Genomic DNA, 16,823 nt, shown 5'->3' on the forward strand with positions numbered 1-16,823 from the left:
GATTTTTGATTACTCCATATATACTAAGGGTTCACCGCTATGTACGGTTTGACCCGCACGACAAATAATGGCTTTAACAATACCATCTTCATCGGCATACACAGGCAGTTCCATTTTCATGGCTTCAATGATTGCAACGGTTTCACCTTTTTTAACGTGTTGACCCGACTCCACAAGAATTTTCCAAATATTGCCAGTCATAGAGGCATTTAAAGGCACATATTGGCTATAGTCGGTATGATCTTGGGCAATCTCAATTTCAGTCGGTTGATCAAATTGATCTTTCCAGCGCTCGACTTCATTGCTAAATGCCGTCTGTTGTTGTGCCTTAAATTCAGCGATGCTGTCGTGTTCTTTACTTAGGAAATCTTGATATTGCGCGAAATCAAACTCGGTTTCTTCAATTTTAATTTCTGCCAAGCCATGTGCAAAGTCAGCACGGAATTGATCAAGTTCAGCTTCACTGACTTCATAATATTTAATCTGATCAAAAAATCTTAAAAACCATTGTTGATCGCCAAATTGCTTATTCTTTTTGAACTTATTCCAAATTGGTACCGTGCGACCAATCAATTGGTAACCGCCTGGCGAATCCATACCATAAATACACATATACATGCCGCCAATCCCCACAGTACCTTCGGCAGTAAAGGTCCGTGCTGGATTATACTTAGAGCTCAATAAGCGATGACGAGGATCCAAAGGCACCGCGCAAGGCGCAGTCAAATAGACATCGCCTAGACCTAAAATCAGGTAATTGGCATTGAAAATAATATCTTTGACTTGTTGTCGGTCACTTAATCCATTAATCCGTTGGATAAAGTCCACATTATTCGGCAACCATGGCGCTTTGGCACACACACTCTCTTGATAGCGTTCAACGGCACCTAATGTCGTCGAATCTTCAAAAGCCATTGGCAAATGAATAATCCGAGATGGAATTTTAATCTCGCGTAAATCATCCATTTGACTTTCAAGACGGAGTAAAAATTCAATCAACGCTTTTTGGTTGAAGCATAAACCATCATATTTAATCTGAAGCGAACGCACACCAGGAGATAGCTCTAAAATACCCTCCTGCTTGGCTTCACGAATTAATTGCATTAAACGATGTACACGCAAACGCAAACCCAAATCGAGTACATTTTCACCATATTCTAACAAGATATAGCTATCACCTGCCTGACGATAGACTGCTTTAGGGGTCTCAGGCGTTGCTTCACGAAGTGCTAAAATACTGTTAGGCTCAACGCCCATGACATCTGTGTTCATGTTCATACGAGCTTGAGCAAAGTTTTCAATGGTCGTGCGTTGCTGTTGTTCTAAGGCATTGGCTTGTTGAATCGATATTGGATAAAAGCGAATTGTATCGTCGGCTTTAAGTTGTCCAATTTTCCATAATTCTGCTTTGGCAATCGTGACAGGACACACAAATCCACCGAGACTAGGACCATCTTTGGCTAAAATTACAGGGAAGTCGCCAGTAAAGTTAATGGCGCCAATCGCATATTCGCAATCATGTACATTGGATGGATGTAGTCCAGCCTCACCGCCATTTTCACGCGCCCAACTTGGAGTTGGGCCAGTTAAACGGATACCCAATCGATTCGAGTTGAAGTGAACTTTCCAACTTGATGCAAAAAACTCATCGATGTATTCAGCTTTGAAGAAATCAGGTGCACCATGTGGACCATAGAGCACCCCTATCTCCCACTCCTTGCCATAACTCGGAATCAAATCTGTTGCCAATGCTTCCGGTTCAGTGATTGCTAAAGGTAATCCCTCAATGGCGAAGTCAGGATTGACCATTTTAATCATATCGCCTACGCGTAATACACGCCCTGCATGCCCACCAAAATTGCCCAAAGCAAAGGTGGAACGACTGCCTAAATACTCAGGCACATTTAAACCCTGTCTGATGGCTAAATAGGTACGGCAACCTGACTCAACCTGACCAATTTTTAAGGTTTGCCCCGCGTGTACTTGAATTGGTTTCCAAAAATCTACAGCCTGACCGTCTAAAGTAACAGCACATGGCGCTCCTGTTAATGCAATGATACTTGCGGCATGAAATTTAAGTTTAGGCCCTTCTAAGGTAAATTCAAATCCAGCTGCTGCCTGAGCATTACCCACAATTTTATTGGCCAATTGGAATGCATAATCATCCATAGGGCCTGAAGGTGGTACACCAATATCCCAATACCCAACTCGTCCCGGATAATCCTGAATTGAACTTTGTGTACCTGCTTGAATCACTTCAATAACGTTGGGTACATATTTAAAATCATCCAGCATCCGTGTCCAAATCTGCATATGTTCAAAACGATCATCTGAAACCACGGTATGGGCATAATCTAAATTGGTACTAATGCCATTCAGTCGAGTTGTAGCTAAAGCCTTTTTGAGTGCTTGAATGGCACTCTCGCGATCGTCTGCATGTACAATAATTTTGGCAATCATCGGATCAAAATACTGTGAAATTTCCGTTCCTGTGCTGACCCAAGTATCTACACGGACATTTTCAGGGAAATAAACATCGGTCAAGATCCCTGGGCTGGGTTGGAAATTTTTGACTGGATCTTCAGCATAAATTCGAACTTCAATGGCTGCACCTTGAGGTTGGATGTTGGCCAAATATGCCCAATCTAATTCAACGCCTGCCGCGACTTTCAACATGCATTCAATGAGATCTAATCCTGTGACCATTTCAGTGACCGGATGTTCGACCTGTAAACGAGTATTGACTTCAAGAAAGTAGACTTCATCGCGTACGGCATCGTAAATAAATTCAACCGTACCTGCACTCCGATATTTAACCAATTTTCCAAGTTGTACGGCGGCCTGATGTAGTTTTTGTCGTGTTGCCTCAGGTAAATGGGGCGCTGGCGTTTCTTCTACCACTTTCTGATTACGACGCTGTAACGAACAGTCTCGTTCACCCAGCGCAACGACTTGCCCTTCACCATTGCCAAAGATTTGCACTTCGACGTGACGTGCTTGATCAATGAACCGTTCTAAAAACACACCCGAGTCTTTAAAGAATTGCTCACCCAAACGTTTCACACTGTCATAAGCATCACGCAAAGCAACTTGATCATCGCAACGTGTTAAGCCAATCCCACCGCCACCAGCGGTACTTTTAAGCATGATCGGATAACCAATTTTTTCAGCTTCAACTACGGCTTCATCAAGACTTTGGAGTAAACCTGTGCCTGGTGTCATTGGGACATTGGCAGCTGCTGCAAGTTCACGCGCACGATGTTTTAAACCAAATGCTAAAATTTGTTCAGCGGTTGGCCCCATAAAGGCAATGCCATTTTCTTCGCAGGCACGCGCAAAATCTGCACTTTCAGATAAAAAACCATAACCTGGAAAAATTGCCTCAGCACCCGTACTTTTTGCTACAGCAATCAGTTTTTCAATACTTAAATAGGTGTCACTCGGTTTTGTGCCGTCCAAAGACACTGCAATATCTGCATCCAATACGTGTTGTGAATAACGGTCAGTTTCTGAATAAACAGCAACAGCCGTGATCTGCATTTTCTTTAGAGTACGAATAGCGCGAACAGCAATTTCACCTCGGTTTGCAATCAGAACAGTTTTAAACATTTTAATCCCCTATTTTTTTCAATTCTTTACGTATTTTTTAAACATCATGATCGCTTTAAGCTGTCGCAGTATTGGTCTTGAGTTGATTCAGCTGTTGGATGTAGGCACGCCATCCTCCAAAATCACTGATATTTTTTGCGTCGGTTAAACCATAGGGCTCACAGATAAAACCTTTCACCCATCGTCCATCAACCAATTCGACATTACCCATGCCTAATGGTGTCGGAATCTCGGCAACAAATTCACCAAAACGAGCTTTCGGAATATCCCAAAGTTCAACAATAATTTGATGACCGACGTTTTGTTCAACGCGGGCTAAACCGGGTTTAGGCGGTACGGTACCTGGTAAGGCATATAGCGCGTAATCTGCCGAAGTCTGTGTGGTTTCAACATGTACGGCATGGCGTGTCGTGAGTTGGAAATTGAGCGGCATACCTGACAGATGAGCACCCACAACAGCTACACGAAAATGGTGATCTGACACTTCTTGATTTGTGCTGGCATCTATGGGGAATGTTTTGTTTAGAGCACCTAAAGGCAACTGAATATGCTTTTGCCATTTTTTAGCGAAATCAACCAATGCGCTGTCATGCCAAGCTGGAGCGATCAAAGTAATCCCAAAAGGTAAGCCATCTTCACGGAAAACTGCAGGGATCGCTAAAGCACTGAGGTCTGCAAGATTCGTGAAATTGGTATAAGTACCAAAATGGCTATTATTTTCAATGGGTGCAGCTGCCATTTCAGCCATGCTATGGATCGTCGGTGATGTTGGAACAATCAGTGCATCAAATTCAGCCAATTGCATTTGAATCAAACGCGTCAAATCCTGTTTCAGATATTCTGCTTGATAAGCCTCTACTGCTGAATAGTGCTGACCTTTTTGAATAATCTCTAAAACCGTTGGATCAAAATCTTGCGTGTTACTTTGCAGTAAATCTTCAACTGCTGCAGTACGTTCTGCGACCCATGGACCTTGATATAACTGTGCAGCTAAACTCGAAAATGCTGAAAAATCAATTGGAGTTAAAGTTGCACCTAAAGCTTTAAGTTGTTCTAAAGCCAATTGAAAGGCTGCTGCTGAATGTTGATCTGCAAAAAATTCCAATTGAGCAGGAATCGCAAAATTGAGGTTTGGATTGAATTTTGCAGGTGCTGTATTGGGGTTATGACGTGAATAACTGTCTGCTGTGTCATAACCTTCCATGATTTTTGCCACGATCTCAGCATCAGTCACCGTTAAGCCAAAGATTGAAATACAATCAATGCTTTTACATGCAGGCATTAAACCTGTATTGGAGAACCGCCCTTTGGTTGGTTTAAGCCCGACAATATTATTAAAGCCGGCAGGAACTCGACCCGAACCAGCAGTATCTGTTCCTAAAGCAATCGGCACAAGACCACGAGCAACCACACTCGCTGAACCTGAACTCGAACCACCACTGACGTAATCAGAATTAAAAGTATTGGGTACTGTCCCAAATGGAGAACGTGTTCCGACGAGACCTGTCGCAAATTGATCAAGATTGGTTTTACCAACAATGATTGCACCCGCTTGTTTAAGACGTGCTACAACAAAAGCATCATGCGTTTTAATCTCCGTTAAAATTTTACATGCAGCTGTGCTGGCAAATCCTGCGACATCAATATTGTCCTTAATTGCAATCGGTACACCATAAAGAGGAAGTTGCTCAGCATGTTCGATTTTATTCAAAGCACTCATTTGCGCAGTCAGCAACTCTTTGGATGCAATCGAGATCCAAGCAGGATCATTTTGATCAAACTGACTCACATATTGGTAAAGGTCGTTGAGTTGAATGTGTTTTTGATCATAGGCTTGGTTCCATTCTGAAACAGTGCAACCGATCATTTTGTTATTGCGCATTTTGCATCCCATCTTGTATACAAGTTTGAATATGACAATGCAGGACTTATGCCAACTTTATTTATTATTATTTTTCAAAAACTTATTTTTTGTTTAAATTATTATTAAATTCTGATTTTTTTAAGATGATTTATTTTAGTTCCTCATTTGATATTTTGGTGCAAAAAAACCAGACCCATCAGCATCTGGTTTTTTTTTGCGAGTCAACGCGTATTGAAACAATTCAACTCAATGATATAGTTAACCCCAAACCTCTTTTGCGACTTCATTCATGAGTTTAATTTTTTTCCACTGAGTATCGTAGGAAATTTTATTGCCCTCTTCCATAGACGCAAATCCCGCTTGCAGACAAAGTCCTAAACGCTCTAGTGACATGAATTGAGAAGCCTCTTGAATACGGCGAATCAGGTCATTCTTATTTTCTAACATTTCTTTCTTCGTCGAAATCAAACCTAGAAATACATCGACATCTAAATGTTTTAGTTGAGCCAACGGTTCAAAACCACCTGCTCGATCAGTGTCAAATTCTAAAAAATAGCGATCAATATTGTTGAGTTTATTGAACACATGATCTGCTAGAAATTCATAACCACCTTGATATAACCAGCTTGAACAAAAGTTTCCACGCTCAATATGTAAGGCAACAAATAAGTCGTCAGGCTTATTTTCTAATGCGAGGTTTAATGCGCGAACAGCATAATCAGCTAACTCAATTGGATTCATCCCACGCTTAAGTTCTTCGGCTCGATAATGAGCATCACATAGATAGGCTAGAAATTGATCATTAATCTGGATATAACGACAACCCTGATGATAGAGTGCGGAAATCGTGGCTCTGAAACTTGAACCTAAATCATCAATATAAGAATCGAGCTGAGTTGCATAGTGTCGATTATGACGCAGATGCGGGAAAAGCATCATATTCGGACTAGGTAAACAGAACTTCGCTGTGGCAAACCCTTCAATGGCATTATGCAAATATTGATATTGAGCAAAACACAGATGATCTTCATTAAAAGTAATTTTATCAACGACTCGAATATCATAGGGTTTCGTGATGGCATCTTTAAACTGCAAACCCTGCTGAGTCTTACGGGTTTCAATACCGTTCAATTGCTCAAGGAAATCCATAGACCAAGAAGCACGGCGAAAGTCCCCGTCAGTCATGACTGAACAATCCAAATCAAGTTGAATGTCAATTAAATTATCAATTTCAGCATTTTCAACTTGTCTTAATGTTTCTTCATAAATCACACGATCTGCAAAATCATACCGTGCTTTCTTGAGTTTAAGTGCTCTCAGAAAACTTCCAATATGCTCTGATTTATTGTTTGCAAAACTTAATTTTGTTGCGGGTGAGGTGTTACTTAGCATGAAGAGGCCAAAATAGATTCGTGTGCAATTGAACCTTACTTGGCTGAATAAGTCGAACTTATTTTATCTAAACTTAAACAGATTCATTATACGCCGTGGTGTTAAAGGAAAAAGAATATCAATAGATTCAAAGAATCTGAATATTTTTACATCAATATTCGATCACAATCTTTCTCGATATTCTTTTTCCTTAGATTGTTTTTTCTTATATTAAAATCAAACTAGATATGCGCTTTCATAATCAATTGAGGAAATAAATAACGAACATATTGATAAGTACTCCACAGCCCAACTTCTGTGTGATGCGCATGAGGGGCAAGATGTGGAATGAGTTTATTAATTTTAGACGGTATGCTCGACTCTAATTCAATCTTCCTTTTCAGCTCCTTCAATTGTTCATCTCCTAGATAGGCAAAAGAATAATCGTGTAACTCTGGATGTGTGATTGAGATATTTTTATGATCTTTTGAATATTCAGCATAGGTTTCATTGGCGATCCAGTCGTAGATCATTTGTTTTTCAGCAGAATTAAAAACACCGTACATTTTTCCATCAACGTCATGAATCATTTTCCAAAAGCGACTCAACTCAGGGTCTTCACCTCTTTTGATCCAATTTTTCTCTTTTAATATGTCGATGAAATTTGAGATTTGTTCAGGATCGTTTAACCACGCATTAATGGTTTTTTCCATGAACTGACATTTGTCATTATGTACATAGCGCCCGACCAACGCTTTTCTCTTAAAGATGTTAATGATCATATCATTCAAGTTTAAATTTTTAACAATTTCAGTTGAGGACACACCGCGATCATTGAGTGCATAGCCTCTTTTAAGCTTGTTATAGAACTCATCTTTGTTTTTGTATTTCAGGGCTATTTTTTCAATGGCATTGATGGACTGAGCTGCATGACCAGAATCAAGATTATCAATTGTAATGTGGACGTTAAAATAATGAGAATCTATTCCTAACTCTTTTAACTCATAATTTGTGATGAGTAGATGTAAAGGTAGTTGCTCATAGCCTAAATTAAATCCAACGATTTCAGGGATAAATTCAGGAGAAGCATAACTCAGCGCCAGTTGAATCGCAGGTTGATGGTAGTAACGGTCCTCAAGTAAACCTTCAAAATGTTCCAAACCTAGAGACTGTAGTAAGTCATTATATAGTATGACATGGTTTGCACGAGCCAAACCCTGCCCGAGCTCCTCTAAATAAATACTAATCAGTTCCTTAAAATCAGCATCACTCCAATAATTCGTTAAGCTATAAAGCCAAGCACCATCAACCTTTTTCACAGGTGCGATTTTGATTAAAAACTCAAAGACACTACTGACAGAATTGAAATACTCTCGATCTTGCCCTGACTTTCTACGATTTAAATAGGCTTTGTATTCTGAATAAATATGCTTTTGTTTATTGTTAGTCCACTGTTTAATTTCAGACAAATATTGGGGGAAATCAATGTCAGCATTCGAGTCATTTAAATGCTCCAATTCATTTTTTAAGAATTGAGTCGATTTTTTTTCTTTATCTAATAGAGAAATATCAGGATCTAAAAAAAAATTTACCGTTTCTAAGTAATTGTTATTGTCTCTATTGAGGATATAAACTAAACGTTCTTTCAACAAGTTTGGCATTTTTATGCTCCTTTATTAGTATTATTTCTGACTATCACACTGGATGAAATTCAACCAAACACTCGTTTTGTAAATATCGCATTTCCATTTGATGCTAATTGATACCAATTTACCTATTACCCTTTTAAAAACAGTGATTTAAAAAATAATATATAATTACATTGAAATATTTGTAAACAAAACAATGGTTTTTAAGGAGTCAATAAAAGCTTGATTTATTTCAATTCTATTAAAAATAAATCCGTCTGTTAATAGAAATGGACTTGAAGACCATGATTCATCTAAAAAATTTACCTAATACAGCTCTAGAAAAAATTGAGTTATAAAGAGCATAAGGTTGATCTTGAAAACAGAGAGGAAAAGTAAAAACCTAAGGCTTATCTTAGCTATGAATAAGCTGGATAAACATTGGAAGACATGATGGATTAACCTTATTATTTTAATAAAATGCTCTGATTATTGATGAAACTTTAACGCTTAAACAAGATCCTAAGTTATTTGGCTTCACGATTTTATGACACTTTTATTATATTAATTCTTATTTCCACGACCCCCTTATTGATTAAACTAGATTATATGAGATTAAAAAAAATTAAATTAAATCTAATAATACAATATATTCAAATAAAACATTGAGTTAAATTAAAATAAACATTATGAAATCATATTTCAAAATATGAATATTGTAACTTTGGTTAACCTTTTGTATTTAAAAAATATTCTTAGCCCTACTTATTAGAAATATATAGTATTTATGTACTATGTATATAAGCAAAGTAGTTATTCTATGACACTAATAAAAATGACGAAAAGCGAAAAGATTAATTATATTCTTAAAAAAATTAATGCTAAGTCGAATTCATATTGTATTTTTTTGGATATAGATGGAACAATTTCTGAATTTAATATTGATCCTTCTAAAAGTTTTATTCCACTCGAAATATTAAATATTATTCAACAATTTCAACATAGCGATATACCTATATTTGCAGTTACAGGACGATCTGCTTTGACAGCTTACTCGTTATTTGATCCTGTCGAATTACCGATCGCAGGCTCGCATGGATTAGAAATTTTTGAAAATCCTAAAAAGATTATTTTGAATTATTCAAATAATGAGCAGTTAGTAAACTTAAAAAATGAGATCAAAAAATATAGTGCAGATTACCCTGAACTTTTAGTCGAGTATAAAAGTTATTCTGTGACATTACATTATAGAAATGCCCCTCATTTAAAAAATCAAGCCCAATCCATCATGGTTAATCTTCAGCAAAAATATCCATTTACTAAATTGATTGAAGGTAAATATGTATGGGAATTGATTCCTCTACAAGCTGACAAAGGTCTAGCGATCCAAACGTTCATTCAGCATTATCAACTTGAGCATTATTGTCCCATTTTTATTGGGGATGACCTTACAGATGAAGCTGGTTTCAACCTTATAAATCATTTGAATGGCATAAGTATCAAGGTGGGTGACGGCGTAACGCTAGCAAAGTTTAGATTAAATGATGTAGATGAAGTAAGTCGCTTTTTAGCTCACTTATATCAAACTATTTCAACGCAAAAACCATTTTTCAATTCAGAAATAAATCTACGCAAGGAGAAACATTATGTCTAGGCTGATTGTCTTATCCAACCGTGTGAGTTTACCAGACCCTGAATCGCATGCTGCTGGTGGACTTGCTGTAGCCTTGCAAGATGCATTAGATGACATAGGTGGGATATGGTTGGGATGGAATGGTCAAAAAATTGAGGATAACCAAGATATTACTTTTTTAGAGCAAACCTATCAACAGGTTTCTTATTTAACCTGCCCTTTAAAACAGTCACATTATCAACATTATTATAGTGGTTATGCCAATAGTGTTCTTTGGCCAGCTATGCATAACCGTGAAGATCTTATTGAAATACAAGATCGAGATTATGAAATTTACCAACAAGTGAATTTAATTTTTGCAGAAAAACTTGCTGAAATCACTCAACCTGACGATATTATTTGGGTGCATGATTATCATTTTTTAAGTGTTGCTCATCATTGTCGAAAACTAGGGATGCAGAACAGGATTGGTTTTTTTCTTCACATTCCATTTGCGCCTGCAAAGATGTGGAATGAGATACCGCAGTCGAAATCGCTTCTGCATCATTTAACTGAATATGACATTGTCGGGTTACAAACTGAGCGTGATCATGCACATTGTCGTTCTGTCATCATTCAAGCATTGGGTTGTATTCAAATTGATACTGAGAGATTGAGCTTAAATCAACATTTAACACGAATAAAATGCTACCCCATCGGGGTCAATCCAAAAGCTATTCAGCGTATTGCTAAATGCAGTCAACCCAACATGTCTGACTTTTTTGAAGCCAACGATTATGGACAATCTAAAACGATCATTGGTGTAGATCGTATCGACTATTCAAAAGGTTTATTAGAGCGATTTACGGCATTTGAAGCATATTTGAAAAAACATCCGGAAATGTATCAACAAATCACTGATTTGCAGGTCGCATGTCCATGCCGCATGGAAATCGCGGCGTATGAAGAGTTATATGAAAATTTAAATCATCAAATTAATCGTATTAATAAAAATTTCGCACAAGATGAATGGCGACCAGTCAGTTATACCAATAATACAGTTGATCATGACTCCTTAATGCAACTGTATCGGTTTGCGGATGTCTGTTGGATCAGTTCACTGCGTGATGGCATGAATCTAGTTGCGAAGGAATATATTGCGGCTCAAGACCCACATAATCCAGGTGTATTGATTCTGTCTAAATATACTGGCGCTGCTGAACAAATGTCAGAAGCAATTATTGTCGATCCTGAAGACTGTAATGCCATGGTTAAAGCCCTCGAAAAAGCATTGGTCATGAGCAGGACTGAGCGTTTGGAACGTTATCAACAATTGATCCAAGGGATTAACAGTTTTGACATTATTGATTGGCGAAATGCTTTTTTAGATGATTTAGAACAATCTAAAAACGATTTTAGAGAACACTTGGTGACTCATAAAGTACAGCCCTCTGTTGTAAAAATATTTTAATAAGTCGGAAAATTGCTACAACTGATTCAAAATGTATATGAATGGCTCAAACAACCTTCCCATCATTTATGAGCAGGTTGTTTCAGTATGAAAAATTATTCTATCTGTTGGTATTCATTTTAAAGCGATACAACATCTATTTTCATGTATCTATTTTAAACTCGAACTATGACATTCGAGTCACCCGCGTGAACTGATTAATGACTACAATCGATCCCAATAAGATCGAAATCATGGCAAAAACATAGCTCAGTCCAATTATTTCACTTAAAAAGCCAACCAATGCTGGACCAGTTAGACCCCCTGTATACGCTATCGTCGATACTAGAGATAGCGCTGCCGCTTGTGGCATTCGTGTTTGACGGCCAACTCTTGAAAACATGATCGGTACAATATTAGAGCATCCGATACCCAGTAATGAATAGCCACACAATACAATACTCCAATGTGGAGCAATCACAATCGTGACCAATCCCGTAGCTGCAACTAAAGCACTGATTGAAATGAGTTTTTGCTCACCTAATGCATTTAAAGCATGTCGACCACTGAAACGCCCTATGGTCATAGTTAATGCAAAACAGGTGTAAGCAAGCCCAGCAAAAGAAGCATCTATACCAAATTTACTGACGAGATAAATGCCACTCCAGTCCATAGCCGCTCCCTCAGAAAGAAAAGCGATGAAGCATACGATGCCTATCAGGATAATACTTAAATTCGGTTTAGATGTTTGATTCTGACTTTCCTTGCTGATGTCTTGTTCTTGAGATTTTACCGAATTGTTTTGGGCTTGATCAAAGCGCTTAGAAATGCAATAAGGCACAGCAACAATGATCATTATCAAAAGTACAAAACTGATGACCAATGCTGCAAGCATAGGCATTACACCAAAAGCTAACAACATCGTCATCACTAAAACACCGCATAACCCACCTAGACTGCACATTCCATGGAAACCAGACATCATGGTTTTGGTATTTTGCTTTTCAATAACAACGGCTTGATAGTTGATTGCAACACCGAAGCTTCCAATCACCGTACCAAAGAAAAATAAAATGATGGCCATTAAAGGCGCATTTTCAGTTAGGCTCAGTAATGGAAGAATAATCATGCACAATATAAGTGCTATGCCGATCAGGATTTTACATCCGAACTTATTGATTAATGCACCTGTCATTGGCATCGATAACATCGAGCCTATACCCATGGTCAACAGCAATAGACCAAAATCAGCATGATTTAGATGCAAGCGTTGTTGAGCCAATGGAATCAAAGGTGCCCAAGCAGCCGTGCTCAGTCCAAGTGAAAAAAAGCTCAAGCGAGTTGCAAGATTTCGAGCAGCTAACTGAGTATGTACATCTAAAAGTGCTGTTTTTGAGTAAATCATGTGTGCGCCACCACAAAAAGGAATTCAGGCAATCCATTACGGTATATCCATAGAAAAAACCCCTACTTGAGATTCTATATTGCATAGAATTCATCATGGATAGAGGTTTTTAATTTGGCGGAATTATACACAGTAATTTGATTAAAAAAAGTACTAAAGCATGCTTTCTAAAAAAGATTTGTAAAGCACTCCAAGAAATGATTTATTTAAATTTTTACTTATAATTCAATAAATTAAAAAATATAAACTGATAATATCTACCTAATTTCCAATTATAATGAGCAATTTTAAGAACTTAAATTTTCCACTATTTTTTTTATTTCTAAGACGATTATTCAATATTATATTCGAAATTTTAGTCCACATTTAATGACCTTAAAAAGCTTGAAAATCCATGTGGAGCACGAGCCAACAATCGGCTACTTGTGGTCACTCTGACTTTATTGGTCCATATAATTGAATAATGATGCATTTTAAACTTTTCAACCAGATTGACATCTTCATGAGATGGGAGCGGTTCAAAACCGCCCACTGTCAGGTAAGCCTCGCGACTGAAGGATAAATTTGCACCGTGTATATGGGGATGTCCCATTCGATCTTGGTAATGATTCAAGTATTTTTGCTTACTCGCAGTAGACAAATGATCCCATTTATTGATTTCAACAATACCGCAAATCACATCCGTCGGTTGATGTTGTATTTGTTCTAACAACCAATCTTCATGTACGCATGAATCTGCATCGGTACATGCAATCCAATTTACGCCTTTTTCAATTAAGGCTTCAATACCAAGTGCACGTGTTTTACCTACACATTGGTAATTGCATACCATAAAATCAGCCTTCATTCCTTGCACGATTTCCATGGAATGATCGTTGCAACTATCCATGACAAATAACACTTCTACAGCAATATTCAGAGATTTAATCTTTCCTATCGCAATGTTGATTGCGTTAATACACTCTGTTAAATCAGCTTCTTCGTTATGTACAGGTACGACGACTCCAATCATACGATGCCCTCTTGTTCAGCCAAGCTTTGCGTTTCTTTTGTCCATAAATCGATCAAAAAATCAGGATCGGTCAATGAGGCATAATGATGCAGTTTTAGTTGTGACTTCAGTAAGTGATGGACTTGATTCCCATCCAATTCAAAATCTGCAACGGGATGACGCCAATGACAACTCAATAACATCCCATGCTGTGAGAGTTGCTCAGACAACTTTTCGGTTAAAAGACTCAGTTCATCTGTACTGAGATAATATGCAATTTCACTCAAGACAATAAGATCAAATTTTTGAGAAGGAAATTCCTGTGGTAAAACACGGCATTCAATATCAACATGCTTCAGATGTTGGAGCGCATTCTTTGTGAGTTCAACTGCTTTAGGATGCCCATCTAAACACAATAAATATTGTGCTCTTTGAGCAAGTTTTTTTGAAAAACATCCATTAGCACATCCAATTTCTAAAACACGGCTATATTGCGATTTCAGTAACATCGCAAGACAGATTTGGCGTTTTCGTTCTTCATACCAATGTGATTGATACCCCCATGGATCATCATTGTTATCATAAAAACGATCAAAGTACTTAATTTTATGTTGCATCAAAATAAAACTCCCAAGGCATCAAAATACGATCAATGACATGAGGTGGAATAATCGCACTTTGGTGCATAGTATTATCATCTTCAATCTGGGTCTTAAAGCATTGGATCGCTTTGGCTTTTTTTTCTATCTGCGCTTCATTCAGTTCTAATCTTAAAATCGAAGTCCATTCAATTTGTATATCGTTCGGTTTAGCCCAATGCCAGGCCCAAATCATGGCCTGTAAATGTGTTAATCCTTTGCTCTGTGAAAATTCAGTAACAAATTGTCCTAAACTTTCATGATCAGGGTGCCCATCTTTTTCATACGTACTAATCAAAATGTCATTTTCTTGAATGATTGTACTTAGATGTTGTTCTAATAAAGCTTGTTGCTGCGTTATTTTTCCATCGACTAAGCCTAAAGACAGATACTGAATCTGATTCTTTCCTACTAAAACATCAAGCGCCTGTCTCGATTCTAAGGGACGTAATCTAGCTAACTCATCAGATGAATATTGAGAAGAATGTGGGTGGCTCGCAGTACCCTTGGTTACACCGACCACTAGAATTTCTCGATTAAGTCGATAAAGTTGTTGAATTAAGCCTGCACATCCAAGGATTTCATCATCTGGATGAGGTGACAAAATGACGACTCTAGCATGCTTTAAAAAAATCTGTTCAATATTCATTATTGGAAGCTTTGTTAATCCTTCCCAACTCATCCAGTCATGTTTTGATGTTCCCTTTCCATATATATGACGTGATTTAGGATCATCCATAAATGCACTTGTGTTACCCACGGTCTTTTTTTGACTCATCTCCAAATTTAAAGCATCCATAGGCTCAGCTCTTCCTGATCTTTATGTTGAACATGATCTTCTTTTACGGTATTGGATGAGAGTTCGGCAATTTTTGCTAAATCATGAGCCGCATGACTCTGTCTTAAAAAGACCGGGAGGTCAGCAACCAATTGTGCAAAAATAGCATCTTCACAAAACGGTCGAGCCCCCATTGCGTTGCCTACTAATTCAATGACTGATTTCGATACTTTTTCAACATGAACTCTTAATATGCGAATTTCTAACTCATGGGTTAGATAAGGTTTTTGATCAATTTTATCTGCGAGTGACTTAAATAGTTGTTTTGTGGTAACCAATTGAGATGAAACATCACCTAAATACATTGCATTATAAGGTGTTGCTTTATCTTTAAATAATGCTTTTAATGCTACTGCAATTCTTACTGTTGCACCAAACCAGCATGCAGCAACACCCGCAGCTCCATGCCAGAATCCTAAACGAGTGAGATACTCATCGGGTTGCCCAACAACGTTCATAGGTACATTATTAAAATTGAGTCTTGCCGTTTGGGTTGCCCCCATACCTACGGCGTGCCAATGGCTATGGTCAATTTCAATACCTGTATGATGCATATTCACCACACCCAACAGACTTTTATTATTTAAGTCCTTAAAAGTCATCAATCCATAATCCACAAAATCAGCTCCTGAGCACCACAGTTTTTCTCCATGACCCTGTTGAATGATATTTTTATCCTTAAGAGCCAGATCATTAGTACAATGATTTTGCGGATCATAGTTGCATCGAAATGGATTCTGGCTTCCCTCAGCTGCCCAGACAGCCCAAACCCCTTGGGGAATATTTCTTATATTCAGTTCATTTAAAATACTTAAAGCGTCACAGTGGGACTCAAACCATTTCGCTAGTGTTAAATTCGTCCCCGCGATTTGTGCAAATGTCTGCCAACGCTGATAGGTATAACCATGAGCTGGATGAGGAATATTTCCAGAGACGTGGACAATATCTCGAAGTGTTTTTTGTAATTGAATTGAACTAAAGGATTTTAAATTTTCAAATGTATTCAAGATATCCTCAAGATGCATGAAACGAGCTCCCAGTCTTGATGATTAGTTCATTTATTGATAAACCTTAAGCTTTATTTTTTTGTTAATAAAGTGATTATGACGTTGATATTGGTATAAAACTGTTTTTATAAATTAAGTGAAATCTGAGTATTAAGCCACAAGTGCTTTGTTTAGATATGTACTTATATTTGTATGAACTGTTAAAACCACATAATTTACTTAGTCGATACATTTGACAGTATTTGAAGCTTTAATATTATTCACCAATAAACTAAGCTCAACAATAAAGTAAGCTCAACAATAAACTAAGCCCACCAATAAATCCTACTGTTGGGCTTAGTTAAATCTATATTTAGATATGCAGAATTCAAACGAATTAAGTTTTAAAACTTTTTAAAAGCCAAACATCT

11 protein-coding genes are annotated in these 16,823 nt (G+C 37.6%); 2 read left to right on the plus strand and 9 right to left on the minus strand.

What is annotated here, in order from left to right; all coding sequences use genetic code 11:
* Positions 1-9: 9 nt before the first annotated feature.
* The 4 genes from uca to AC5YCE_RS08665 all read right to left on the minus strand — a co-directional run bounded on the left by uca (position 10) and on the right by AC5YCE_RS08665 (position 8,505).
* Positions 10-3,609: an urea carboxylase gene (uca, locus tag AC5YCE_RS08650; RefSeq protein ID WP_496171734.1), complete on the minus strand. Its 3,600-nt coding sequence runs from the start codon at positions 3,607-3,609 to the stop codon at positions 10-12.
* A gap of 55 nt (positions 3,610-3,664) precedes the next feature.
* Positions 3,665-5,491, minus strand: a complete 1,827-nt coding sequence (gene atzF, locus AC5YCE_RS08655) for an allophanate hydrolase (protein WP_496171735.1) — start codon at positions 5,489-5,491, stop codon at positions 3,665-3,667.
* Positions 5,492-5,731: 240 nt separating this feature from the next.
* Entirely contained in the window at positions 5,732-6,865 is a 1,134-nt protein-coding gene (locus tag AC5YCE_RS08660; RefSeq protein WP_496171736.1) for a 5-methyltetrahydropteroyltriglutamate--homocysteine S-methyltransferase, read from the minus strand.
* A 221-nt stretch (positions 6,866-7,086) separates the two neighbouring features.
* Positions 7,087-8,505 carry an iron-containing redox enzyme family protein gene (locus AC5YCE_RS08665; RefSeq protein WP_496171737.1) on the minus strand — a complete coding sequence of 473 codons (1,419 nt, stop codon included), beginning with the start codon at positions 8,503-8,505 and terminating at the stop codon, positions 7,087-7,089.
* An 802-nt stretch (positions 8,506-9,307) separates the two neighbouring features.
* Between AC5YCE_RS08665 and otsB the strand changes: the two genes are divergently transcribed.
* Both otsB and AC5YCE_RS08675 read left to right on the plus strand, forming a co-directional pair.
* On the plus strand, positions 9,308-10,126 hold the full coding sequence (gene otsB / locus AC5YCE_RS08670; RefSeq protein ID WP_496171738.1) for a trehalose-phosphatase: 819 nt from the start codon (positions 9,308-9,310) through the stop codon (positions 10,124-10,126).
* The gene (locus AC5YCE_RS08675; protein WP_496171739.1) at positions 10,119-11,555 is read left to right on the plus strand and encodes an alpha,alpha-trehalose-phosphate synthase (UDP-forming); all 1,437 of its coding nucleotides are present in this window, start codon (positions 10,119-10,121) and stop codon (positions 11,553-11,555) included. The genes otsB and AC5YCE_RS08675 overlap by 8 nt, the downstream gene beginning before the upstream one ends.
* A gap of 166 nt (positions 11,556-11,721) precedes the next feature.
* Here the strand turns inward: AC5YCE_RS08675 and AC5YCE_RS08680 are convergent, their stop codons facing one another.
* The 5 genes from AC5YCE_RS08680 to AC5YCE_RS08700 all read right to left on the minus strand — a co-directional run bounded on the left by AC5YCE_RS08680 (position 11,722) and on the right by AC5YCE_RS08700 (position 16,431).
* Positions 11,722-12,939, minus strand: a complete 1,218-nt coding sequence (locus AC5YCE_RS08680) for an MFS transporter (protein WP_496171740.1) — start codon at positions 12,937-12,939, stop codon at positions 11,722-11,724.
* A gap of 355 nt (positions 12,940-13,294) precedes the next feature.
* Complete coding sequence (locus tag AC5YCE_RS08685) at positions 13,295-13,951, minus strand: glycosyltransferase family 2 protein (RefSeq protein ID WP_496125528.1); 657 nt, start codon at positions 13,949-13,951, stop codon at positions 13,295-13,297.
* Entirely contained in the window at positions 13,948-14,547 is a 600-nt protein-coding gene (locus AC5YCE_RS08690) for an SAM-dependent methyltransferase (protein ID WP_496171741.1), read from the minus strand. Before AC5YCE_RS08690 ends, AC5YCE_RS08685 begins: the two co-directional genes overlap by 4 nt.
* Entirely contained in the window at positions 14,537-15,367 is an 831-nt protein-coding gene (locus AC5YCE_RS08695) for a PIG-L deacetylase family protein (RefSeq protein ID WP_496171742.1), read from the minus strand. The genes AC5YCE_RS08690 and AC5YCE_RS08695 overlap by 11 nt, the downstream gene beginning before the upstream one ends.
* On the minus strand, positions 15,355-16,431 hold the full coding sequence (locus AC5YCE_RS08700; protein WP_496171743.1) for an acyl-CoA dehydrogenase family protein: 1,077 nt from the start codon (positions 16,429-16,431) through the stop codon (positions 15,355-15,357). The genes AC5YCE_RS08695 and AC5YCE_RS08700 overlap by 13 nt, the downstream gene beginning before the upstream one ends.
* Between the last annotated feature and the right edge of the window lie 392 nt (positions 16,432-16,823).

The sequence above is a fragment of the Acinetobacter sp. CY79 genome, from assembly GCF_059515845.1.